This is a genomic window from Propionispira raffinosivorans DSM 20765 (assembly GCF_000381065.1).
GTDB lineage: Bacteria > Bacillota > Negativicutes > Selenomonadales > Selenomonadaceae > Propionispira > Propionispira raffinosivorans.
Genome location: NZ_KB905840.1, coordinates 141885 through 167017, shown reverse-complemented (window position 1 = coordinate 167017; position 25133 = coordinate 141885). Strand labels below are relative to the sequence as shown.

The window sequence follows — 25133 nt, the reverse complement described above, 5'->3', positions numbered from 1 at the left end:
GATAAAGGAAATGATGCCATATGGATAAAATAGAAGCAAAAATTCTTAAAATTATTGATGAACACAGACAACAAATCATTGATTTTGCGGAAGATATTTATCAACATCCTGAACTAGGCTATAAAGAAACAAGAACTGCCAGTAAGGTTTTTGACCTCCTGCAAAAAAACACCGCAAAAACAGAAAAAAGTCTTGCCATCACTGGCGTAAAAGCTTATTTGAAAGACCCACAAGAAAATGAAATCAACCTAGCTTTAATTGGGGAACTTGATGCCGTATCTTCACCACATCACGCTTATGCTGACAAAACAACCGGTGCCTGTCATGCTTGTGGTCACCATTGTCAATTAGCCGGAATGATTGGTGCAGCGCTTGCATTAACGGATGAAGAAATTAAAAATTCACTGGCGGGAAATGTTACATTTTTCGCCGTACCTTCGGAAGAATATGGTGAAGTGGAATTCAAACTTAACTTAAAAGAAAAAAACCTGATTAAATATGGCGGTGGAAAATCAGAACTGCTTCGAATCGGTGCTTTCAATGATATTGATATTGCCATAACCCATCATTCCAGACCTGGCACCGCTGACGTGGTTGTCGGTGATCGCCTTAGTAATGGTTTCGTTTCAAAAGTAATTCGCTACAAAGGACGCGCCGCTCATGCCGCAGCCAATCCACATCTAGGTGTCAATGCTCTAAATGCCGCAGCATTAGGGCTAAACGCCTTAGCGATGCAGCGGGAAACCTTTCAAGATAAAGATATGGTAAGAGTTCATACCATTCTTACGAAAGGCGGCAGCCTCGTTAATGTGATTCCTGAAGAAGTGGTCATCGAAAGTCTCGTACGTGCTAACAATGTCCAAGCAATCGAAGATGCCAGCAAAAAAACGGATCGGGCTTTTGAAGCAGGTGCTCTGGCGTTGGGTGCTAATCTCGAAATCTATACTTCGCCGGGATATTTACCAACCATTCCGCGAGCACCGTCCAATGATATTTTAGACATTGCTAAAATGATTTTACCGCAAGGATCAATACGTACCGCCCAGCCTCATGAATCCAGTGCTGGCTCAAGTGATGTTGGTGATTTAACACACGTAATGCCAGTCTTAACGTTTGAAACAGGCGGTGTCAGCGGCGATCTCCATTCAAAAGACTTTAAAATTATCAATAAAGATATCGCCTATATTGCTACCGCTAAAATCATGGCATTAACCGCCTATCGTTTATTAAAAGCAAATGCGGAAAAAGCAAAAAGCATCAAAAAAGATTTCAAACCAATCTTCAGTATCGAAGAATATAAAAAACATATGGATCAATTCGAAAGTGTTTTAAAGAAAAATTTCTCAAATTAACAAAATTCTTAATAAATCTTATATAATTGTATTGCAGACTATTATATGAAAAAGGAGCGATATGATGAAAGCAAAAATTTATTCTTTCTGTATGACGACTATCTTGGCTCTGACAATCTTCACCTTCACCGGGACCTCTGCCCAAGCAAGTGACAAGGTAATTCCCTATCCACCAGACTATAACCTTACCAGCGAAGGTGCATCCGCTTATCATGGAATCGGCAATGTAAAGCACTCACCTTACTATTCAGTTCTAGATTTTTATGATCTAAAGTCTACAAAAAACTTAACTATTTTAAGCAATTATAAAACCTATCAGCAAACGACTGAAATAAGCTGCGGTCCATCTGCTGCTTTAACGGTACTATACCATTTTGGCAACACGACTTGGGATGAGAAAAAACTAATGGCTAGTATGGATACAAAACCAGCCATTGGCACCGATACCGCTGGCATGGTTAAATTTTTCAAACAAATTGACTGGAATGTTTCGTCCAGTCTTGATCAGCCTAAATTTTCAAATCCGCAGGATGTAAAAAATTTCATTTTAAAAAACCTCAAAAACAATACACCTATTATGGTTGAAAATATTGAATGGGGCGGACATTGGCGTGTCATTATCGGCTACGACACAATGGGAACGGATACGATAGCCGATGATGTACTGATTTTAGCGGACTCTTATGATACAGCTGATCACCAGCAAGACGGCTATACAATTAATCCGGCTGAAAAGTTTTTTTACATGTGGTTTGATGCCCATATGCTACCACAAGGTCAACAAGATCAACAATGGGTTGTTGCAAGTCCTCAATAAACTCTGATAAATATTTATTTTTCGATAATCACATACAAAAGAATGTCTATGCCTCAAAGCGTAGACGTTCTTTTTTTAGTTCACACAAAAAAGCTGCGTCATAATAAAACGCAGCTTTTGATTGATCTTTATATAATTTATTCACTGGCTGTTTTCCCTAATCCAGCTAATTTAATACTTAACCAGCCAAAAACTAAACCCAAGAAATTTGCTCCGGTAATCCACAATACTGCATAACCCAAATTATATACATATACAGGTTGCACTGGAAAAGATGCAGCATAATAGCCAGCAAACATACAAGAATAAGAATTAAACGATGCCAAGGAGCAATCGAGTCCCTTGATCTTCAATGTCAGCATCAATAAAAACACTGTGATAAATACGGCAAAGATCATTGCCCCCAACGGTGATAACATGCCGCTCAAACTATCGATCAGGACAATTGCCAGCACCGCCAGCATAGAACCAGCAAGCATCGGTGGTATTGCCTGTTTAAAACCAGCAACCGTTGCCCCTAATGTGAAATACCAGGCCCAGCCAATAAACAAAGCCCAAATAGGCAAACCAGCTAAAGCACCTAAACAAGACACTGCTGCCAATGCAGCCACCGATATATCTAAAGAATTAATTTTATTCATAGGTCACCGCCTTATTCTAAATTTCCCACTATAAAGTAGAATGCAAACTTCACATGACTGTCTATTACATACTCTTATCCAGCGCAGCAAGTTCAACACCCGCCCCTTCTAATGCCTGTCGAACTGCTTTGGCTACAGAAACAGCATTCGGTGCATCTCCATGGATACATATAGTACGCCCTTCTACTGGGATCAGATCTCCAGCGACGGTATCGATTTTGTGATCACATACTGCTCGCAAAGCTCGTGCAGCGACTTCCTGCGGTGATCTTTCTTTTTTAATTCTTTCTAAAATCCAGTTTCCCTCAGCATCATAGCCCAAATCAATCAAGATTTCTGGTGCCGTTTTCAAACCTCGCTTTTGTGCACGTTTTAACGCTTCGCAGCCCGTATGCAGCATAATATACAAATCTTTATTATACGATTCCACGGTGTCGAGAAAAGCATCAATATATATTTCCTGCTCACCAACCATACGATATAAAATCCCATGTGGTTTTATATGTTGTAATTTCATATTGTGTATCTTCAAAAAAGCATCGATCGCTCCTAATTGATATAAAATATCACTTTTCAGTTCCTCTACCGATATATTGATCTGCCTGCGACCAAACCCCTGCCGATCATTTAACCCCACATGCGCGCCAACAGCAACGTTATATTTTTTCGCCCAGGCAATCGTTCGTTCCATCACCAGTGGATCACCTGCATGAAACCCTGTAGCAATATTCGCTGAGCTTACCCAAGGCATTAGGGCTTCATCATCACCCAAAATATAGCGACCAAAGCTTTCGCCCATATCGACATTTACATCAATTTTCATCGGGACTGCCTCCTTCAACTCAATTTTGCCTGCGCCAAGCAATGTTCTTCACTCAGAAAAGCCGTATTGATATCACCTGCGACAAATTTGGGATGATTTAATATTGCCAAATCGGCACGAATGGTTGTTTTAATTCCCTCTACCACAAAAGACATTAAGCCTGTTTTTAAAATTTCGATCGCTGCCTGCCGATCCGCACCCCAGCTGATTACCTTCGCAAACAAAGGATCATAATATGGTGGTACATTCCCTCCCTCCTCGGCCACGGAATCAATTCGCAAACTGGTATTTATGATTGTATCTGGTAAAGATAGTTTTCTGATTATACCGGGAGACGGCATGAATGTCTCTGGATCTTCGGCATAAATGCGGCACTCAATCGCATGTCCCAAAAAGCTGACATCCTGTTGCTGAATCGTCAATTTCTCACCAGCAGCAATGCGAATTTGCTGTTCAACAATATCGATCTTAGTAATATATTCTGTAACAGGATGTTCCACCTGGAGCCGAGCATTAATTTCCATAAAGTAATAAGATCCATCTATGTCCCTAAGATATTCAATAGTGCCGGCACCCGTATAACGCATTGTCTGAATTAATTTTTTTGTATAGGCAAACAATCTTTGCCGCTCCGTTTCACTTACAACCACCGATGGTGATTCTTCAATGATTTTCTGATAACGCCTTTGGATTGAACACTCTCGTTCTCCCAAACATATTACCTGCTGATCCTGATCCGCCAAGAATTGTACTTCAATATGCCTTGCTCGCTCAATGACTTTTTCTACATACACATCCCCCGAAGCAAATGCCATCACACCGACCCGCTGCAAACTATCCAGCATCGCTTGCATTTTTTTTGAATCCTGTATTTCATCAATGCGTTGGATTCCCTTGCCTCCGCCGCCCTTATCGAGCTTCAACATCAGTGGAACCCCCACGGACTCAGCAAGATCATAAATATCACGAATCGTTTCAATCGTCTGAATCGTTCCCGGTGTAACCGGCAAGTCCAATTCACTAGCCAGTTTACGGCAGTAGCATTTTGATTCGATATTTTCCAAAACCTCAGGATCTGGACCAATCCAGATTGCTCCAGATGATACAACAGCTTTTGCAAAACCAGCGTTTTCCGATAAAAACCCATAACCGGGATGAACCGCATCTGCTTTCGATTTTTTCAGCACAGTTACTATAGATTCAATATTTAAATAACTTTTTATTGGACTTGGTGACCCAATACAATAACTCTCCTTCGCCTGTTTGACATAAGAAGCATCTTTATCAGCTTCTGAATATACAACAACCGTTTCAATCCCCATAATATTGCAGGTCTTTATAATTCGGCTTACGATTTCACCACGATTTGCTATCAGTATTTTTTTTATCATAAACGCATCTCCGCCTCTCTATCTAGTAATTATTTAAACTTCCAGAAGGATCATCGGCGTATCAACGTCCATTTCATCCCATTCACCAACGAGAATTTTCTTCACCGTACCACGTTTTCCGGTTGGGCAGCTAATCTCTATTTTCATACAGTTAATAACTGCTAATTCTTGTCCCTCTGTTACGCTTTCACCTTCCACTACCACAACTCTTGCAACCAATCCTGGCATCGGCGCTTTTAATGTATATTCCATTTTTCATTCCTCCATTGCCTTTTTTTAATTACATATTATCTGTTTGTAATAACAAGATCTTCCGCTGCCAGCATAGCGATACGGTCCCGGCGGGCTGCCACAGCCTCTTCCACCGTCGTCAACTTGAATTTTACTTTATCACGCGAGGGAATTCCTTGCCCAATTTTCCATAAATCAGCATAAATTACATTTGCAACACAGACAAAACCACCCAATGTCGGTCCATCCGCTATAAGCAATGAAGGTGTATTGCCTGTCACATTAATGGCCCCGCGCATATTGTACCCATGATCTACGATATTAGAAGGATGGCTGCCGCCTTTCCCACCATCTTCTCGTGCCCAGAAATAATCCGGTACTTCTGCTAACCGATAGGCCGCCCGATTGGCATTATGTGAAATTTTCATTGTTGTAGAAAATAAATAATCCATACCAGCTTCGCTTACATAATCTGGTGCCGAATTTGGTCCTGGAATAGCACGTAATTCCCATTCATTCGTATATTGAGGAATATAGTTAGGGTTAAGTTTTCGCCCGACAAGACTGTCTTTGACTTTTGCCGCTACCTCAATCACATCACCCACTTGCAGTTTTCTGCCCTGAAATCCACCATACGAACCAAACAAACAGGTTGATTTACTGCCAAGATAAACTGGCACGTCAATACCGCCAGCAATACATAAGTATGTTCGAAAACCCGTTGTCCCAAAATGATCAAATTCTAGCTGATCCCCTATTTTTACAGGAATAGCTTCCCATAAAGCAATTGACTTACCATTCAACTTCACCGCCATATCTGCACCACAAATCGCAATAACACCAGATTGGATAAATTCAAACTGGCAGTATCCACCAGCTATTTCAAGCCCAGCTTCACCGATTTCATTCTGCAAAACTGCATTTCCTAACTGTAATGCCAAATTATCCATAGCACCGGCTGCCGCCATTCCTAACCCCATGTAACCCAAGCGACCAGGCCAATCTTCTACCAAAACTTCTATTCCCGCTTTTATAACTTTTAACATATACTTCAAACCTCCTCACAGTTTACGATTAAAGTTTCGGTGCTTTTGCTGCCCCTTTAACTTGCCGTTTCGCAAAATCTTCCGCGCCTTTTTGTACTTCGGGTGCAGCCAAAAACTCTAAATATTCTTTTACAACAATTTTACTTTCTTCTATTTCATATTTGTAGTCCGTTTCATCGTGAACATGCGCATAAATGTGATCAATTTCCGCCTCTGAAACTTCAACAAATTTCAAGCGATCTCCTGAAGGATGATACAAAAACGGTTTTTCTTTGAATTGCGGATGTTTCATCGCTAATTGGAATGTCGGAATGGTTCGGCCAAACAGCTGATAACCGCCACCGGTTGCGGTGGTATACGTAAACAAGCAGGCACCACCAATTCCAACAGCTCCCTCCGGTGTCCAAATCCTCGGTGGATTATATTTCGGTACAATCATTTTGCAGCGAGGATCCATCGGCCAAAAAAAACCACCACCTGGCCAAAATCCACAACCGCTGTTATACCAGTACGTATCTAAAAGCATATGTTTTATATCATCAACCGAACAGCCATTACACTGTGCCATGTATTCAAGATTATAGCCATCAACACAGTTTGGTGCATCAGGACGAACCTGTTTTTGATACAATGCCACTGCTTTTTTGGTTTGGCTGTCTTCAAAAGCAATCGGCAATGTAATGATTCTAGAGTCAATCACCATCTCTTCAACACTCGTAATAGATTCTTCGGCTTTTTTTATTTCTGCAATCAATTCCCCTGGAGAAATAACCAATGAATCAAAATGGAACAAATTTGCTCGTAAACTTGGTACGGTTTCGATCAAGCCCTGAATATTAACCTGCTTAATCTTACTATCTACCGCCAAAATCCTAAATGAATCCAACAATTCCACTCGTTGTTCATGTCCATATTCAACTTGAATAAATCCATCACCCGCCTGACGGAATAAAATTTCAGTTCTATCCTTTGCCGCTGGTAATGTATCGAGAATAACTTCATATTTACTCATTTAAAAGCCCCTCCCTTTTCTATAAAAAAAAGACAAGCGTCCTGATTCCATAAATGGAAATATCAGCACCCTTGCCTTGATTTTCTTACCTATTAAGTTTATATTTTCATTATAAGTTAGCTGCAACTCAAATTCAATTACTCCGATTGACCATCTATCCTTTGTGATCTTTGCATTTATGGTAAAAAAGTAGTAGAAATCCATTAAAACATGTTATAATCTAACCAATATACGATATAACTTATTTTTCATAATACATTCTAACCTTCACAGAAGCGATTCGTTTATATAATTAGGTATGGTGGTGATATTTTGGACTATCTTGGTAATAATGTTTGGATGGTACTCACAGATATAATCTATAAAATCCATAGTATTCACAACATTGATAAAATGCGCTCCATTTTACTCAAACAACTGCAATGGGTCATTCCGTTTGATCGTGCAACCTCGTATCTCGCCTCTGGTGAACAAGATCTTTCGCTGTGCTCACCAATCACCTTAAATTTCCCTGACGAATACGTAAAACAATATTTAGAACATTACTACCAGTATGACTATTCTCGTGGCATTAAAATCAGTGCCAATAATATTGTATATTTAGATTCTGACATTTGTGACGAAAAAGTATGGTTAAAATCTACCTACTATGAACAAATATGTCAACCAAATTCCATTCGACATATTATCCATATCAATTTAGCCTTTGATAATACTTTTTTAGGAGTTCTGTCACTCTATCGCAGTGAAACATCAATCAATTTTTCGTACCGGGATTCTTTTATTTTAAACCAGCTAAAAGATCATCTCGCCTTGAGGCTGCATACGGCATACCTCGCCAAAGAACAAACCAGCACGAAATTATCAACATTCGACTGCAGTATCAAATTTCAATTAACAGCTCGTGAAGAGCGCGTTCTTTCACTTATGGCAAAAGGATTTTCCACCGAAGAAATGTGCAGTGCATTAATTATCACTCCCAATACACTCAAAAAACACATTATGAGCATCTATAAAAAACTCGGCATTAAAAACCGAATACAATTACTAAAAATGATTCAAGAATAAAATTAAAAAAGCCAAGCATTCAAGTATTAAACACCGAATGTTTGGCTCTTTTTTTCATTACAAATACATAAAACTGCTTTTTCGAAGATCATTCATTGAACTATACAAATTTGCACCCGGACAAAGCGTAGCACATAAGTCGCGATGACCTTGGACTGTATATTTGTTAGGACCAAATTGGTATTTCGTACATAGCGAAGCAATCAAACGCGAAGCCGATTCCATTTGCTCTGGTTTAGGGGTCGCAACTTCAAAATCCCCCACAATATTAATACCAATTGAATTTTTATTATACCCATAAGTATGTGCCCCGACGGTATCCATTGGACGACCACGTTCAATCGTTCCATCTTTACGTATCAGAAAATGATACCCAATTCCCGCCCAGCCATTTGCCAAATGCCATTTATGTACTTCAGCAGCCGATACATCTTCATCCGTATTCCCAATATGATGAACTACGATCAAGTTTGTTGATACTCTTTTCGTTAGCGGGCCAAATGTTAAATTTGTTTCTTTGATTTTTACAGGTTCCTTATTTAAGGAAGCAGTATTTGCAAATACCTGACCAGCTTGAACCAAATTCGGCGCCAGCCACATTGCACTGCAAATATAAAAAGTTTTTAATAAAAAAGTTTTACGATCCATCTTAGCACTTTCACCTTCAGAAAATATTCATAAATTTGCAATACAATGGGGATAATCAAAACCAGCCCGACGACATCGCCTTAATAATATTACTACTTAAGAATGAAATTGAAAAGTCCTACTTTGAAAAATAGCATAAATTATTTTCATTTTAGTTGAAGTAACGAAAGTTTATATTATAATTTAACACAATCATAATATGAACATAATAAATCCTGACCAGCTTTCAAATATAATGGAAGCAGGAAGTATTACGGAGGTGTTTACAATGCATAATGTGTTGATTTTAACTGTTTCTGTTGGCAACGGTCATAATCAGGCTGCCTTTAATATGCAGCAAAACTTGCAGGCATCTGGTTACACCGTAACAACAATCGATTTTCTGCAGCTACAGCGTTATGGTCTGCCTAATCTGTTAAGCAAAGCTTACAAAACACTCATTGAATACAAGCCGTCATTTTTTCGGCAAATTTGCAAAATCAGTGAAATTGAAACATTCGACAATGTCAAATACATGCTTGCCAAAACAAACCAACGGGCCATGGGTCGTTTGGTGCAAAAATACCAACCAGACACGATTCTTTGTACACATTTTTTCCCGCTGGCTGCAGCAGCCGCTTACAAAAAAAAATACCATTCATCGTTTAAACTGGTTGGCATTGTAACGGACTATATTGTCCACCCCATTTGGGATGTTGCATATGTCGACCAGTATTTTGTTGCCCATCCTGCATTGGTCGATCAATTAAAAAGTGCTCTTCATCCAAGCGGAAGCATCATTCCGAGCGGTATCCCCGTTGGCTCTAATTTCACGCCGGTTGCCCATTCCGCCAGTCTCAATAACATTCTTATCATGACTAACTGGCAGACCGACGAAACGATGTTAATGATCCTCAATGTATTGCAGACTTTGCCTAGGACAATCCATATTACTTTTGTTACCGGCAATGACCTGCCGCGGCAAAAGCAATTAGAAAAAATTGCCATTTATCATCAAAACTACACTGTCATTGGCTTTACAAATCAAGTTGCCTCGTTAATGAAAAAATCCGATTTAATCATTACAAAACCAGGGGGACTCACCATTACCGAAGCCTTAGCTACAGCCACGCCCATCCTTGTATTTTCTCCAATCCCCGGTATTGAAGAAGACAATGCCCGTTTTTTAGAGCAAGAGCATTTAGGCTGTTGGGCTAAATGCGAAGACGACCTTAGAGACTACATATCAACTTTCTTGAAAAATCCGCAACAGCTAATCTCACTATCACAAAACATGTTGGTTCAACAAAGTTCTTTAGCCTCAAGTAAAATTCTAGATCACTTGATTTCACCAGTAGAGCTGGTGGCATTATGACGATGACCTCAGCCCGTTATTTAAGTCAAGGATTATCTATTCTCAGTACACTTTCAACACCACTTCACTACATCATAGATGCCTCTGATTCTGCGTCATTATGCCTCACACATAAAGTCTGTAATATAGAAGCTTTGCAGATCATCCGAGAAAATGGGTACCATGAAGTTGCTTGCATCTTGGAAAAAAATATTAACTCTTTGCAACTCGGTGTTACCTGGGCTGATTTAGAATTCAAAAACATCAATCATTTTTTTAATCCGATAACCCGTAAAGGTTTATGGCGATTTTCACCGGCAGTATATGATTTTTCTGTTTATTTAACCAAAGCCTGCCGTTTCGTGAAAAACAAAGATTTGGTAAATGGTTTTTTTTACCTGGGTGCATCTGCACATTTATTACAAGATATGGCTGTGCCGCATCACGTTTGTGGTCATTTATTTAATGGACATAAAAAGTTTGAAAATTGGGTGCAAACACATAACAACGAGTTTAGCTCGCTGCAGATCGAACTAATCCCGATAAAAAAGCCACTTGAGTTATTGCTCAATAATGCAATACTAGCCACGGATTTCATGCCATTGGTTGATGAAAATGCCACAATTAACCAATACCACTTTGCCGCACAAGCACTGCTGCCTATCGCCCACTCCAGTTCCGCCACCTTATTTGAATGGTTTATTTCAACAAAAATCTTGTCGCAGCATTGATGCTTTATGTAACTTCGCCATCACTCCCGTATTAGCCAAAAATTTTTAACTTATTATTAACATCGCCTTAACACCCTGATGCTAAAAACAAGTTACACTTGAATACATAATACATTGTGTATTCAAGTGTAGGAGGTATCTGTTTTGAAACGATTCACAAAAATAATTCCATTTTTATGTCTTAGCCTTTTTCTCATTACGCTTACTGGTTGTGGTAACACAACAAAAACCAGTGAAAAAGTAACCATTGAGTATTGGCATGTAAATGCCGAAAGTTTTGGCGGAGCTACGGTTAAGCAACTTATTGAAACATTTAATAAAGAAAACCCTGATATTGAAGTCGTCGAGAAATTTAATCCTGATATGTATAAGGGATTAACACAAAATCTTCAAGCCGCCATGGCCTCAGGTAAAAATCCTGATGTTGTGCAAATGGGCTACAGTTACTTAAATTATGCCGGCGAAAACTTAAAATATGATGATATTCAAGAACTTATTAATATACAAATGCCTGAAGATAAAAACTTTATACAAGATAATTTTTTGCCCAACATTATTTCTTTGGCAACAACCGATGATGGTAAACAAATCGGTGTGCCGTATTCCGTGAGTGTCCCAGTATTATATTATAATCCTGAGATATTTAAACAAGCGGGACTCGATCCCAATAAACCGCCACGTACTTGGCAGGAAGTAACACAATACGCACAAATCATCAAAGAAAAAACCAGCAACGTTGGATTTTTCATGCAGGAATATGCCGATAACTGGGCCCAACAAGCTTTAATCGAATCCAATGGCGGCAAAATGCTCGCTAAAAAAGATAATAAAACCGTTGCAGCTTTTGACTCACCGGAAGCTGCTCAAGCATATCAAGTTATTGCTGATATGGTGAAAGCCGGTACAGGGCTTCATGCCAGCAATGACGAAGCTTTTCAGGCTTTCCTAAGTGGCAAAGTCGGCATGGTTTGTACAACAATTGGGAAACGAGAAAACTTTGAAAAAAGTGCAAAATTCACGGTTATTAGTACACTATTTCCAACTTTTGAAAATAAACCTAGAAAGGTCCCTGCGGGCGGAAATATGCTGATGATTTTCTCTAAAGATCCAGAAAAACAAAAAGCTGCTTGGCGTTTTGTTAAATTTCTTGAATCGCCTTCAGCACTCGCTCTTTGGACAAAAGGTACCGGTTACCTTCCCCCACGCAAAGGTGTGACGGAAGATCCTAACGGATTAAAAGATTTTGTTGCCGAAAATAAAAACATGCAATCCGCTATGTCACAAATGCCGGATGTTGTAAAATGGGCAAGTTTTCCTGGTGCAAATGGACTTCAGGCTGAACAAGCATTGATTGATGTCCGTGATGTAATTTTAAGCGGTCAGCAGACTGCTGCCGCTGCCTTAAAACAAGCAGCCGATAAAGTAAATACTTTACTTCAATAACCCTGCCAAATAAAAGAATGCCGAATGAGCCCACGGCTTATTCGGCATTCTTTGTTTATTTCGCACCTGAAAGGATTGATTTTATGAACCGTCATTATTGGCAGCCCGGGCTTTTCTTAACTCCCGCAATTTTCTTGTCTTTGTTATTTTCGTACTGGCCTTTACTACAAGACCTTTGGCTGAGTTTCCACTCCTGGAATATGGTCAGTCCCACAATGAAATTTGTTGGTTTTGATAATTATCGGCAATTGATGTCTGGTGATGAACTGTTTAAAATTCTTGCAAACACGCTTTTTTATATCATATTACTCGTCATCATCAATTTTCTGCTGCCCTATCTGTTATCTTTTGTTATGGCTCATTGTATTCACCATTTCAAGTTTTTCTACCGTTCTATCTTATTTATCCCCAGTACATTATCGCTGGCAGTAGCCAGTATCATTTTTCTTTGGATCTTTAATCCACTCGCTGGGCCGATCAGTTTACTGTTATCCAGTATAGGTTTAACTTCCCCCAGTTGGTTTAAAGAGCCAGGATTTGTCATTGCTGCAATCAGTTTCATCATTGGTTGGAAAATATTCGGTTACAATCTCCTTGTTCTCCTAGCCGCCATGGTTGATGTCCCCAAAGATTTAATTGAAGCCGCAAAACTCGAAAATGCCTCCAACTGGCATATTTTTCGTTATATCGTTGTACCAATGACATCACCAACAGCTATCTACGTTCTCATCATTACCATCGTCTTTGGCTTACAATATGTATTGGTCCCACTTAACATGCTTACACAAGGCGGTCCCAATCAAAGCAGCACGAACTTAGTATATATTGTATATCAATATGGTTTTGTCTTTTTCCAAACCGGAAAAGCCGCTGCCTTAGCCATACTTACAATGATTGTCTACGCTGGTTTTTTAGTAATAAAAAGCAAGTCTTTAAACAAGAAGGTGCATTATGAAAATTAACAAAAAAAGCAGTGTGCTGTGGCATTTTTTATTGATTGTTGTCATTCTTATAGAAGTTTGGCCCCTGCTATTTATGGTGTCGACTTCTTTTAAAACTATGGATCAAATATTCACAGCTACCTTAAATCCTTTTCCCGCCCCCTTTGTTTTAGATAACTACCTGCATGTATTAGAAACATTGCCCCTCCTAAACTATATCAGCAACACATTTATAATCGCCAGTGTCATTACCCTAGCAAAAATCTGCACAAGCCTGTTAGCTGCTTTTGCCTTTGTATATTATGATTTTCGCCATAAAGAAAAAATATTCAACGCCCTGCTGTTTACCTTTTTTATTCCCATTACAGTGGTAATTATGCCAAACTATTTGCTGATCGCTAAACTCGGCTTATTAAATAATCCCCTAGGGGTCATATTACCTCAATTAATGGATGGTATGGGCATTTTTCTGATGCGACAAACAATGCGTGGCATTCCAAAACCACTCATTGAAGCCGCAAAACTCGAAAATGCCAGTGCCTGGCTTATTTTGCATCGTATTATGCTGCCCCTTATCAAACCGGCCATCTTCGCCATGGGGATTATCTTTTTTATTGATTCCTGGAATCAGTACTTTTGGCCATTATTGATACTCAATGACAAGGCAAACTATACACTGCCTATTGCCCTACAAATGTTTATCAGCGCCGAAGGCGGCAGTGAATGGGGCATCGCGATGACAGTAGCCACCCTGACCTCCTTGCCGCCATTATTTTTGTACCTGCTTTTCCAACGTTTTATCATGAACTCATTTATACAATCTGGCGTGAAAGGATAGATCAACGAATGAATGGAATTATCTTTGAAAACATCTGCAAATCTTATAACGATACCAATGCCATTAAAAATTTAAACTTAGAAGTAAAACAAGGCGAACGTTTAATCCTGCTAGGGCCTTCTGGCTGTGGCAAGACCACAACCCTCCGCATGGTTGCCGGATTAGAAAGCATTAGTTCTGGCATTTTAAAAATGGGTGGAAAAATCGTTACGAATGTTGAACCTGGTGAGCGTAATGTTGCTATGGTATTTCAAAACTATGCCCTCTATCCGCATATGAGCGTATGGGAAAATATTACGTTTGGCTTGAGGCTGCAAAAAGTTTCCAAAGCCGAAATTCAAAGCCGAACAAAAAAAGTCCTCTCGATCTTAAACCTATCCGGCTTTGAAAATCGAAAACCAAAAGAACTATCTGGTGGACAAAAGCAGCGTGTCGCCTTAGGACGAGCTTTGGTAAAACAAGCACCGTTCTTTCTATTGGATGAGCCCCTATCAAATCTGGATGCAAAACTCAGACAGCAAGCCCGAACCGAACTTGTCAAAATCCATGAACTCTATCGGCCTACCATGATGTATGTGACACACGACCAGGTAGAAGCCATGACCGTGGGACAACGGGTTGCAATTATGAAACAGGGGCTCTTACAGCAATTGAATACGCCTGACATGATTTATAACAGACCCGCCAATACTTTCGTCGCTTCGTTTATTGGCATTCCAGCGATGAATCTGCTCCCAGTTGAATGTAATGATGGTGCTTTATGGATTGATGGCACCCGGCTTGAACTGCCTGCTAAATGGCTGCCGCTGGCAGCAAAAAAAACAAATTTAATGCTAGGGATCAGGCCTGAACATATTGTAGTTACCGATTCATGTATGCTTGCCGGAACTGCCGACTTCATCGAAAATCTAGGCAGCCAGCATTGCATTCACATCTCACTTCCCCATAATGGTCAGGATATTTTATGTATCGTACCAGCTGAGCAAATCGTAGCACAAGGCCCCATCCAGCTTTCTTTTTCCTGGAAACATATAAGCTTATTTGATGCGAGTAGCGGCGACAATATTGGTTATCCAGAATAAATATCAAAGGAGGAATTTACAATGAAACTGGCACTCAGTAATTTGTCTTTTGCGGGGTTTGAATACCCGAACCTAAAAAAGCTGCCTATATCAATGGGGCTTGAAATATTTTATGAATTCGGTTCGGATGATTATTGGAACGAAGTTTTGACTGACTTGTATCCATCTGGTTCTAGTGAAGGTTTCAGCATTCATGCACCATGTATCAGTATCAATTTAGCAGATATAGAAAAACAAAACTATTTAGCCATCTATAAAAATCTTTTCATTTTCGCCCAAAAGTGGCAAGCAGACTACGTTGTTGTTCACACCAATGAGTCTTTAGCGGGTGAAAAATATACGCTCCAAAACCTTGTTAAAGAACGTCTGCTCAAAATTTTAGATCTCGCCGCTCTATATAATGTACCAATATTGATTGAAAATGTTGGTCTCTATAATAAAAAAACTTTGCTTTATGATCAGCAAGATTTTTTCGACTTAATTATCGATCTAAATGCCAATGTTTTGCTGGACATTGGTCATGCCACTGTCAATGATTGGTCTTTACCGGAACTGATCCAATCACTTGACAGCCGCTTAAAAGCTTTTCATTTACATGATAATCATGGTATTATCGATGAACATCTGCCAATCGGGCAGGGAACTGTTGACTGGCAAAGCATTTTCACCAATATTAAAGCCTCTGTCCCCACAGCTATCATGGTCTTTGAATATGCCCATGTAACGATGGAACAAGCTTTGCATAATATTGATATAGTTAAAACAAAATGGCTTGATGCTGAACAAACAGCGACCAAACCTCTTATTTTTTGACCAATACTATAAAGAAAACAGCCCGAACTTCTCCCCATTGAGAAATTCAGGCTGCTTTTTTATGCTCCAAACTATAGGTATATTACAAATCTTCCAGCTTTGTTCTCGCCAGTTTTGCCCCAAGCGCAAATGCTCTTTCACAATCTTCCGGAAAAACTTCTTTATGTCGTTTTGCCTTTGCTTCGCTGTCAAATAAAGACGTATCATATTTCTTATAATCGGAGAACTGATATGTATCAGTCGACAGGAAACTTTCCGCATAACCAAATACATGCTTTAAATATCGTTCATTCATTTTATAAATATAATCATAATCCTGCGCTCTTTCGTCATTTACATTCATCGTGTAAATAAAAGCCACCGGTTTCTTTTTTTCAACTAATGAAGAATGGTCTTTATCATATAACATGGATTGAAAAATCATGCGTTCCAGAAGTGACTTCATTTGACCAGTAATATTCGCCAGATAAATGGGTGATCCCAAAACAACAACGTCTGCTTTTTTTATTTTCGCTAAAACAGCGGTAAGATCATCATCCATTGCGCATTGTCCATAACTTTTTCCATCTTTTTTCTTACAAGCAAAACAGCTGATACAGCCTCTATATTTTAGATCATACAGATGGATCAATTTTGTGTCTGCTCCTTCTGATGCAGCACCTTCCAGTACTTTATTCAATAAATCAGCTGTATTCCATTTTTTCCTTGGACTACCATTAATAGCTACTACCTTCATCAAAACTACCTCCTCATGTAAATTTCAAATTATGTTTCTATGTTCATTATATAGAATTAAAAGAAAAATAATAGCCGGCATTTTATGATAAATCTTACTCACAATCAAATCAGGCAGGTATGGCAGATATTATATAGTGTGGGATTCTGATCGAGTATTTAGGTATTGATCACCCCAATTGCGTATAGTCGCTAGCACTGGCATGAAACTTTCACCAAGCGTTGTTAATGAATATTCAACTTTAGGCGGAACTTCTCTGTAAATTTCTCGATGGACCAGCCCATCCTGTTCCAGTTCCCGCAATTGCTGCGTGAGTATACCCTGGGAAATTTCAGACAATAGCTTTTGCAGTTGATTAAATCGTTTGGTTCCTTGACTCAACTGCCATAATATAGGAAGCTTCCATTTACCAGCAATGATTTTTTGCACAGCCAATACCGAACAACTCCCTTCCCGATAGAGTGATTTTGTCATAAATGACCCTCCAATAGCTAATAGTACTATTTTTAATAGTATATATTAAAAATATGCGTACTTGCAACAAAAAGTATACAATGATAATATTTTGTTTATATAACGATGATAGAAGGAGGAAAAATGAAAATGACTAAATATTTACGCTCAGCCGTATTACTTATATCGAGCCTATTGCTACTAAATATTTTCACGTTATCTGCGTCCGCGGAGATAAATAATAATTTGATTCCCCCCGGAGAAAAGCTTGAAGTAATTTATAACCAAGGAACTCATTTAGAAGGACCTGCCGTGGCTCCGGACGGTCAAGTATATTTTTGTGATCTTACACCCTCTTCATTAGCTAAAGGTGCACTATTAGGAGGGCACATCATGAAGTACGATCCAAAAACTAAAAAGATTACAGTTTTTCGGTCTCCCAGCGGTCAAGCAGACGGTCTGGCTTTTGATTCTGCGGGACGCTTAATTGCAGCAGAAGCGGCAGACTACGGCGGTCGACGTATAACTGCAACTGATTTGGGAACAGGTAAAGCGATTATTCTTGCAGCCGAATTTGATGGTCGACCTTTAAATTCGCCAAATGATGTTGTGGCAGATAACACTGGTAGAATTTATTTTACCGATCCAAGGTATTTTGGTAAAGAAGCTATGAATCAAGCTGTCCAAGGAGTGTATCGGATTGATAGAGATGGAAAAATCCGTCTTATTATAGGAAATGCCGGAAAACCTAATGGGATTGCACTCTCACCAGACCAAAAGACATTGTATATAGATTCTAACGATAACGGCTTGTTTGACTACAGATCGTCAACTGCCGGCTTAGCAACCCGTCGCGGATTCGATGGCATTCTTGCCTATGATTTGCTCGAGGATGGAACTGCAAAATTCCGAGAAATAATTTATCAGTCTCCGGGCTTTCGACCGGACGGCATGAGAATAGATTCCGACGGAAATATTTTTGTCGCAAACTATGACCCATCTCATCCAGGAATTTTAGTACTTTCTCCTAAAGGTGAGGAAAAGGGGTATATTCAAACTCCTGAAACTGTGACCAATTGTGAGTTTGGCATCGGAGCTGAAAATGATGTTTTATTCATTACGGGCAATAAAGCACTATACAAGATTGTTACAACTCATCACGGCGAGAAAAAAGCATACCAATAGTGAATATCTAAAAACAATGAAAGTCGTCGGGTTCAACATGATACATGGTACATTTTGATAATTTGTTTTCATGTCTTTTCATCGAAAAAAGCCGTTTCTCCAGATATTAGGGGATAACGGCTTTTCTTTATTTCAAAATTTTTTCGTGTACGTTATCCGCATTTAATTGATCATAATCAACCCTCAAAACGAATTGCAGGAGGCAAACTTGTTTATGTGTTCTTCTATATTATGTTATAATCAGAAAAGAAAAACCTGTACTTTAGCCAGAAGCTAAGATCTAAAATTTAATTCATTACATACTGCAATCGAGAATTTCTGGCCAGTTCACGCTTAAAAAAATCTACATAGAATAGAAGGAACACACCTAATGAAACCAACTTTATGGACACCAGAATTTTTAGGAATGAGTTTTAGCAGCTTTTTCCAGTATATGACCCACTATGCTTTAATTACGGCACTTCCAATTTTTGTTATCGAAAATCTGAACGGCAATGACTGGTCCGCCGGTCTAGCCATGACTTTTTTCCAGATAGGGGCTGTTTTATGCCGCCCACTGGCTGGTAAATGGATTGATGACTACAATAAAAAGAAAATCCTTTTACTTTCAGCTATTGTATTTTTAATCACCAGCATCCTGTATTTATGTATTGATAACCTAACTTTTTTATTAGCTATCCGCCTTATACATGGAGCTGTTTTCGCTATCGGAACCACAACCGCTGCAACCGTAGCCGCCTTAGTTCTTCCGCCACAGCGTAAAGGAGAAGGCATTGGTTATTTCGCTGTATTTTCTAACTTAGCCATGGTTGTTGGACCTTTTTTTAGTTTGCTGATTATTTCTTATTACCAGTTCAACAGCTTATTTGCCTGCTGTACGCTCTTAGCGATCGCATCATTTTGGTGCAGCAATCGAAAAAAATTACCAAATGACATTATTCTGCCAGTAACTAAAAAAGATCAAACTTTTAAATGGACAAATTTTATTGAACCAAATGCTTTGCCTATGGCCTTACTGGGTGGTTTAGTTTTTTTCGCTTATGCTGGCGTTTTAGTTTTCATGCCACTTTATGCGAAAATGCTTGATTTAACCAATTACACAAGTATGTTTTTTGCGATCTTTGCGATCGTCATCGTAATAACTCGTCCCATTGTCGGCAAACTGTTTGATCAATCCGGTCCAAACTTCGTAGTATACCCAGGTTTCCTCATCTTTCTGATTGGACTCGTGATTTTGAGCCAAATCTCTACGTTAAGCGGCTTATTGCTAGCCGGTGCAGTTCTCGGAATTGGCTTTGGGGCACTGAGTCCCGCATTTCAAACATTAGCGATACAGCACTCACCCGTAGCACGCTCAGGCGTTGCTACCGCTACATATTTTTTGGCATTGGATATTAGTGTAGGTCTGGGATCTTTTATCCTCAGCCTGGCCGCTGCGCAGCTTGGCTATCGATCCATGTACCTAGCAAGTGCCTGCATCCTTCTTCTTGCTTCCGTACTGTATTATCTATTAGCAAAACAAAGTAAAAAAAATCGATAAGTCTATAGGCAATAAAAAAACATTCTATGTGATAACCCGTTACCACATAGAATGTTTTTTATACTTTATATTTCCACAAAGGATGCGCCAAAAAAAACAAAAATAGGGTCACCGCCAATAAGTCAGCACAACCACCGGGGCTAATATTTTTGTTGATAAAATCAGTATCCATTTCTTCAAGCAATACCATATTTTTCTGTTCTAAAGCACCACCCAGCACTAAAACTCGCTTCGTTTCTGCTTTAACATAGTTTGACATTTCCATATCATGGCGTCCCAAAACATTGGTATCATCTACATTTCCCGCCAAATGCAAATAAGCTTGCAGCATACTTATATTACCGGATTGTTTCTGTAATAAACACCGTTTAAGCACCGGATACGAATATTTCATAACATTGGGAAATCCAGCTTGTGCTTCGCCGCGTACACCTGTTAAACCGTATTTCAGATAAATTTGTTCGCCCTTAGTTGGATTTTGTTTGACATCCACACCTTGATATTCACGTTCACAAATTCCCATCGTCATGTCGCTTACATAATCGGCAATAGTCTGCGGTTCAAGGTCTATGTCCGCAGAGGCAAGACTGCCTGCTGCCGCACAGATCAAACCCAGTGAAAAAATAGCCCCTTTATGCGTATTAACACCAGCCGTTGCCCTGAGCATTGCCATTTCCGCTTCGATACCAACTTTTCGAATTGCCCGCAATAAAGTTTTCGGATCTTGATTTACATGCTCCATACCAAGATGAGCAAACTGGACAAAATAGGGCGACAATGCCGCAGCACTAGCTAAAAATGTAAAAACATCCATATCTTTATGCGCCCCAGCATTACGTCGATCAACAAGCCCAGGTTTGGGCGACACGGCAGCTTCATATAAAATGGCCTGTGTTGCCAGACGGCCAATCTCTTGTGGTAGTATAATCATTTATTTGCTCCTCTCAGCCGTCTATACCTTTTAATTTTTCAATCACCATTCGCCCCTCTGGTGTTGAAAAATAAGTTGCTGTAGTTGCCGGTACAAACTGACTGGCTCTGGCAATATCACCAGCGGCCAGAAATCCCCTAACACTTGATGCCGATATGGGCTGCTTTTCTTTTATTTTACGATCAAATATCACTGGTTCAATCGCAAATTTTGGCAACTCACTCTGCATGATTTCATTATAAGCACAAGTCAAAGCATCGGTTGGTTCACTGCCAACAAAACGTTTTGTAATCGATAAAGCTGGTGCAATATGCCGAGCAAAAACATTGAGATCAATCTGCGCATAAGTTTTAGCAACATCTGATAACTCTTTGATAAAATAGGCGGGAAAAGTTGCACTTGAGATAATGTATTGATCACCACTATGCACGGTCACATTAGCAAGGTCTTTTGTACCTTCCTCAACTAGCTTTTTGCGTACAGCAAAGGGAAAAATCGATTTTTCCTCGGCCACAACAAAAATATGCAAATGGTCGCAATTCGAAACAGCACGCTCCACTAAATAACGATGCCCTAATGTAAATGGATTCGCATTCATCACGATTGCTCCCTGTATACCACTTTGGCGATACGGCAAAAGTGCTGCCGCAAAATCTGCCACACCATTTTTACTGCTTTCCAGTAAAATCGCCGCATCAGCACTGCCAATCAGATGAAAGCCAAGTCCGGTAAACTGACTCATATTATTGGGTTTGGTAAATACAAAAAGATTAGCTAAGCCCTTCGCCCAAAGTTCGCTGCATAAATAGGAAATCACCTTATTGGCTAAACCACATTGCTGGTAAATAGGATCTACAGCAATACATTTGATTACAGATCCCTGATAACCACCACCCGCCACCATTTTGTCACCGGTAAACAAACCAACATAAGCATCCAGTTTATCATATGTTAAATCAAATTTTGCCAAAAAATCTTTTACCAGCTTACGACTGCTCCGTAAAGATTGGGGCAGCTCCTGTAATTCAAATGTGTCTTCCGAAAAAGATTCCATATTCCGTGCTCCTTTGCGCATAATTTATCCTTGCACAGCCATAATAATTTGTTTAATTTTAGCCAACAACTCTTCTGAAGTATGGCGACGTGACCGTGCACAAAATACAGCGACCTGCTCACAAATAAAACATTTGCGCTGGGGCAAGTTTAGAATAGTACGACTGATTGGCACACCATCCAGAGCCAATACATCCATATCAAATAAACGCCCCACTTCATCTTCATCTTCAATCTGGCAGGCAATTTTTTTCAAAAGCCGAGGCTCTGCCGCAACAGAAAAGAAGGCTTCCAGGCCAGTATTATTTTCTACGGTCCGGATAGCATGAATGGAAAAGCTTGCAGCTTCTAAGGCTTTTTCTAGGCGTTCTAGCCCCGTTTTATATAAAAGCCGACTTGCTGGGCTAAGTTTCACTTGGCCTGGCATATTAATCGTAAAAGAAATAATTGGAGCCTTATATTGAGCAAGAAGCTCACGCTGCAGCGCAGCGCGGGCTTCTTTATTTTTTAAAACTTCCTGTAAAGTTATCTCGATTCCCGAAAACAATGTATCCATAACGACTACTTCACTTCATGAATCACATCTAATACGCGACCATCAGGATGCGTAACAACGCCAACGACTTTGTCTTTAAACTGCAAAGCATCCGGTTTACCAACAACTTTTTCAGCACTTTCTTTAAGTTCTTCAATTGTTGTTATTTTCAAGCCAGCTTTTATCAATCTCGCTTTGATTTCCGGACGACTAGGATTTACAGCAACTCCCTGATCCGTAACCAGTACATCACAAACAGAACCAGGTGTAACAAGCGTATTTACCTTGTCTAAGATACAAGGAATACGGCCACGAATAACAGGCGACACCAATACGGTTAATGCGGCTTTACTAGCTGTGTCTGGATGTCCACCGATCGCACCGCGAATAACCCCATCTGAACCAGTCAACACATTAACATTAAAGTTCACATCAACTTCTAATGCCGATAAAATAACAATATCAAGCTGATGGATTGCCGAGCCTTCATTAAATGGATTTGCATACTGATTGCCATCAATTTCAATATGATCTTTATTATCGCGCAAGGATTCAGCAGCGATTGTATCAAAGCCCTGTACATCAAGAATTTTCCCAATCAAACCTTCTTCATATAATTTCACAATTTGACCAGTAATCCCGCCAAGTGCAAAACGAGCCTTGATATTACGCTTGATCATCTCATCGGTAATAAAACGTGTAACCGCAAGTGCTGCTCCGCCGGAACCGGTTTGTATGGAAAAGCCATCTTTAAAATAGCCAGATTCTTGAATAACTTTTGCAGCATTTTCCGCAATTAGTAGATCACGTGGATTTTTGGTAAAACGAGTAGCTCCTGAAGAAATTTTGCTGGAATCCCCCACTGCATCCACTTTCACAACATAATCAACATCCGTTGCTGGAATTGATGCTGGAGAGTTTGGAAACGAAACCACATTATCCGTAAGAATTATTGTTTTATCCGCATAACGTGCATCAACTTTAGCATAACCCAAAGAACCACAGATTGATTTACCTTCTTCATTTGTATAAACACCACTGGAATTGCCTACAACATCCGCCGATGGAGCCCCGAGAAAAGCAACATCAATATGCAAACTACCATTCGCAATCGCTGCGGCACGGCCACCGTGACTACGGAAAATAACTGGTTCTTTCATTAACCCATGCGAAATTGCATCGGCTAAATCGCCGCGCATCCCAGAACTTTCAATTTTGCTTACAACACCACTTTTGATATGCTCAATCAATGGTGCATGAGCACTCGAAAGGCTTGATGATGCAACCGTTAAATTTTTGAAACCCATTTTAGCCAATGTATCCAAAACCATGTTTAAAATATAGTCACCATCGCGAAAATGATGATGAAATGAAATTGTCATACCATCTTTCAAGCCTGATTTTTTGATTGCTTCTTCTAAAGAAGTAAGAAACTTACCATTTTTCAAAAGGCGTTCATTTAATGTAGAGCAATCTTTGCCCTGTTCTGGTTCGCTATAAAATTCTAATCCCAAATGCTTGAGTAAGTCTGCTGAAACTTCATGATTGATTCCGTTTTTCATTACTCTACCTCCTCTGGTAATAAAACACCAGATGCAATCGCCAGTTCAATTGTGCGTTCGGCACGAATTACAACTGGTCTGTCGACCATTTTACCATTTAAGCTGATAACACCTGAGCCTTTTGCTTCGGCTTCTTTGATCGCGGCAATAATACGTTTTGCTTTTTCAATTGCTTTTTCCGTAGGAGCAAAAACCTTATGTACCGGTCCGATCTGACGAGGATTTATAACAGATTTTCCGTCAAATCCCATGTCTTTTACCAATTGTGCTTCATAAATCAACTGTTCTTCATCATTTACATCGGAGAACACGGTATCGAGCGCATCAATTCCGGCAGCACGAGCAGCAACCAAAATTGTTTCACGAGCCAATTGCAGTTCAATACCCGATTTCGTTCTATTTGCCTTTAAGTTCGCACAATAATCTTCTGCACCTAAAGCAATACCAATTAAACGATCGGAAGCGGTAGCAATTTTATAAGCATTAATAACTCCGAGAGCACCTTCAATCGCTGCCATCATCAGTGTTCTGCCGACTGGAATACCATGTTTTACTTCCATTTCAGCGATATAAGCTTCACATTCGGTAATATCTTCTGCTGTTTCCGTTTTTGGCATACGCAGTACATGCGCACCAGCAACCACCATTGCTTCAATATCAGCTTTACCATAAGGCGTATTGAGCGGATTTATCCGAACGACAATTTCCATGTCGCCATAATCAATTGTCTTTAGTGCATTAAACACCAACAGCCGAGCCGCATCTTTTTCCGCCATAGATACTGCATCTTCCAAGTCAAACATCAATGAATCTGAACCATATATATGTGCATCACGCATCATACCCGGATTATTCCCGGGAATAAACATCATCGTTCTGCGCAATCTCTGTTTAATAGCCATCTTGTGATCATTCCTTCCTTTGTCTG

26 protein-coding genes are annotated in these 25133 nt (G+C 39.7%); 12 read left to right on the top strand and 14 right to left on the bottom strand.

Features of this window, described 5'->3' with window-relative positions; all coding sequences use genetic code 11:
• The first annotated feature begins 20 nt into the window (after positions 1–20).
• Entirely contained in the window at positions 21–1352 is a 1332-nt protein-coding gene (locus F606_RS0102390; protein ID WP_019552265.1) for an amidohydrolase, read from the top strand.
• A 61-nt stretch (positions 1353–1413) separates the two neighbouring features.
• A complete protein-coding gene (locus F606_RS0102385) occupies positions 1414–2169 on the top strand; it encodes a C39 family peptidase (protein ID WP_245542072.1) in 756 nt (251 codons plus the stop codon).
• Positions 2170–2306: 137 nt separating this feature from the next.
• Here F606_RS0102385 and F606_RS0102380 read toward each other — a convergent pair whose 3' ends face one another.
• The 6 genes from F606_RS0102380 to F606_RS0102355 all read right to left on the bottom strand — a co-directional run bounded on the left by F606_RS0102380 (position 2307) and on the right by F606_RS0102355 (position 7313).
• The gene (locus F606_RS0102380; protein ID WP_019552262.1) at positions 2307–2810 is read right to left on the bottom strand and encodes a DUF1097 domain-containing protein; all 504 of its coding nucleotides are present in this window, start codon (positions 2808–2810) and stop codon (positions 2307–2309) included.
• Positions 2811–2874: 64 nt separating this feature from the next.
• Complete coding sequence (locus F606_RS0102375) at positions 2875–3633, bottom strand: 5-oxoprolinase subunit PxpA (RefSeq protein ID WP_019552261.1); 759 nt, start codon at positions 3631–3633, stop codon at positions 2875–2877.
• A 14-nt stretch (positions 3634–3647) separates the two neighbouring features.
• Entirely contained in the window at positions 3648–5024 is a 1377-nt protein-coding gene (locus tag F606_RS20360) for an acetyl-CoA carboxylase biotin carboxylase subunit (RefSeq protein WP_019552260.1), read from the bottom strand.
• 33 nt (positions 5025–5057) lie between these two features.
• Positions 5058–5276, bottom strand: coding sequence for a biotin/lipoyl-containing protein (locus F606_RS0102365; protein WP_019552259.1), 219 nt, complete (start codon positions 5274–5276; stop codon positions 5058–5060).
• Positions 5277–5311: 35 nt separating this feature from the next.
• Complete coding sequence (locus F606_RS0102360; protein ID WP_019552258.1) at positions 5312–6301, bottom strand: 5-oxoprolinase subunit C family protein; 990 nt, start codon at positions 6299–6301, stop codon at positions 5312–5314.
• Between the two features lie 28 nt (positions 6302–6329).
• Complete coding sequence (locus tag F606_RS0102355) at positions 6330–7313, bottom strand: 5-oxoprolinase subunit B family protein (RefSeq protein WP_019552257.1); 984 nt, start codon at positions 7311–7313, stop codon at positions 6330–6332.
• A 312-nt stretch (positions 7314–7625) separates the two neighbouring features.
• Here F606_RS0102355 and F606_RS0102350 point away from each other — a divergent pair, with 312 nt between their 5' ends.
• Complete coding sequence (locus F606_RS0102350) at positions 7626–8381, top strand: response regulator transcription factor (protein WP_019552256.1); 756 nt, start codon at positions 7626–7628, stop codon at positions 8379–8381.
• Between the two features lie 57 nt (positions 8382–8438).
• Here F606_RS0102350 and F606_RS0102345 read toward each other — a convergent pair whose 3' ends face one another.
• Entirely contained in the window at positions 8439–9029 is a 591-nt protein-coding gene (locus F606_RS0102345) for an N-acetylmuramoyl-L-alanine amidase (protein WP_019552255.1), read from the bottom strand.
• A gap of 268 nt (positions 9030–9297) precedes the next feature.
• Between F606_RS0102345 and F606_RS0102340 the strand changes: the two genes are divergently transcribed.
• The 7 genes from F606_RS0102340 (at position 9298) to F606_RS0102310 (ending at position 16210) form a co-directional block, all read left to right on the top strand.
• A complete protein-coding gene (locus tag F606_RS0102340; protein WP_019552254.1) occupies positions 9298–10383 on the top strand; it encodes an MGDG synthase family glycosyltransferase in 1086 nt (361 codons plus the stop codon).
• Positions 10380–11093, top strand: a complete 714-nt coding sequence (locus F606_RS0102335; protein ID WP_019552253.1) for a zinc dependent phospholipase C family protein — start codon at positions 10380–10382, stop codon at positions 11091–11093. The genes F606_RS0102340 and F606_RS0102335 overlap by 4 nt, the downstream gene beginning before the upstream one ends.
• A gap of 144 nt (positions 11094–11237) precedes the next feature.
• On the top strand, positions 11238–12536 hold the full coding sequence (locus F606_RS0102330) for an ABC transporter substrate-binding protein (RefSeq protein WP_019552252.1): 1299 nt from the start codon (positions 11238–11240) through the stop codon (positions 12534–12536).
• 215 nt (positions 12537–12751) lie between these two features.
• On the top strand, positions 12752–13498 hold the full coding sequence (locus F606_RS0102325) for a carbohydrate ABC transporter permease (RefSeq protein WP_019552251.1): 747 nt from the start codon (positions 12752–12754) through the stop codon (positions 13496–13498).
• On the top strand, positions 13488–14315 hold the full coding sequence (locus tag F606_RS0102320) for a carbohydrate ABC transporter permease (RefSeq protein WP_019552250.1): 828 nt from the start codon (positions 13488–13490) through the stop codon (positions 14313–14315). The genes F606_RS0102325 and F606_RS0102320 overlap by 11 nt, the downstream gene beginning before the upstream one ends.
• Before the next feature lie 8 nt (positions 14316–14323).
• Complete coding sequence (locus F606_RS0102315) at positions 14324–15397, top strand: ABC transporter ATP-binding protein (protein ID WP_019552249.1); 1074 nt, start codon at positions 14324–14326, stop codon at positions 15395–15397.
• A gap of 21 nt (positions 15398–15418) precedes the next feature.
• The gene (locus F606_RS0102310; RefSeq protein WP_019552248.1) at positions 15419–16210 is read left to right on the top strand and encodes a sugar phosphate isomerase/epimerase family protein; all 792 of its coding nucleotides are present in this window, start codon (positions 15419–15421) and stop codon (positions 16208–16210) included.
• 82 nt (positions 16211–16292) lie between these two features.
• On the opposite strand, the gene F606_RS0102305 is transcribed toward F606_RS0102310, so the two are convergent.
• Together F606_RS0102305 and F606_RS0102300 are read right to left on the bottom strand one after the other, a co-directional pair.
• The gene (locus tag F606_RS0102305; protein WP_019552247.1) at positions 16293–16946 is read right to left on the bottom strand and encodes a flavodoxin family protein; all 654 of its coding nucleotides are present in this window, start codon (positions 16944–16946) and stop codon (positions 16293–16295) included.
• Positions 16947–17075: 129 nt separating this feature from the next.
• Entirely contained in the window at positions 17076–17420 is a 345-nt protein-coding gene (locus F606_RS0102300; RefSeq protein ID WP_019552246.1) for a winged helix-turn-helix transcriptional regulator, read from the bottom strand.
• 123 nt (positions 17421–17543) lie between these two features.
• Here F606_RS0102300 and F606_RS0102295 point away from each other — a divergent pair, with 123 nt between their 5' ends.
• Positions 17544–18584, top strand: coding sequence for an SMP-30/gluconolactonase/LRE family protein (locus F606_RS0102295; RefSeq protein ID WP_169558414.1), 1041 nt, complete (start codon positions 17544–17546; stop codon positions 18582–18584).
• Between the two features lie 370 nt (positions 18585–18954).
• Complete coding sequence (locus F606_RS0102290; protein WP_019552244.1) at positions 18955–20124, top strand: MFS transporter; 1170 nt, start codon at positions 18955–18957, stop codon at positions 20122–20124.
• A 58-nt stretch (positions 20125–20182) separates the two neighbouring features.
• Here F606_RS0102290 and citG read toward each other — a convergent pair whose 3' ends face one another.
• The 5 genes from citG to citE are packed head-to-tail and all read right to left on the bottom strand — an operon-like array spanning position 20183 to position 25107.
• Complete coding sequence (gene citG / locus F606_RS20355; protein ID WP_019552243.1) at positions 20183–21055, bottom strand: triphosphoribosyl-dephospho-CoA synthase CitG; 873 nt, start codon at positions 21053–21055, stop codon at positions 20183–20185.
• 13 nt (positions 21056–21068) lie between these two features.
• Positions 21069–22109: a [citrate (pro-3S)-lyase] ligase gene (gene citC, locus F606_RS0102280; protein WP_019552242.1), complete on the bottom strand. Its 1041-nt coding sequence runs from the start codon at positions 22107–22109 to the stop codon at positions 21069–21071.
• Positions 22110–22133: 24 nt separating this feature from the next.
• Positions 22134–22664 carry a citrate lyase holo-[acyl-carrier protein] synthase gene (gene citX / locus F606_RS0102275; protein WP_019552241.1) on the bottom strand — a complete coding sequence of 177 codons (531 nt, stop codon included), beginning with the start codon at positions 22662–22664 and terminating at the stop codon, positions 22134–22136.
• Between the two features lie 5 nt (positions 22665–22669).
• Positions 22670–24205 carry a citrate lyase subunit alpha gene (citF, locus tag F606_RS0102270; protein WP_019552240.1) on the bottom strand — a complete coding sequence of 512 codons (1536 nt, stop codon included), beginning with the start codon at positions 24203–24205 and terminating at the stop codon, positions 22670–22672.
• Entirely contained in the window at positions 24205–25107 is a 903-nt protein-coding gene (gene citE, locus F606_RS0102265; RefSeq protein WP_019552239.1) for a citrate (pro-3S)-lyase subunit beta, read from the bottom strand. Before citE ends, citF begins: the two co-directional genes overlap by 1 nt.
• Positions 25108–25133: the final 26 nt, after the last annotated feature.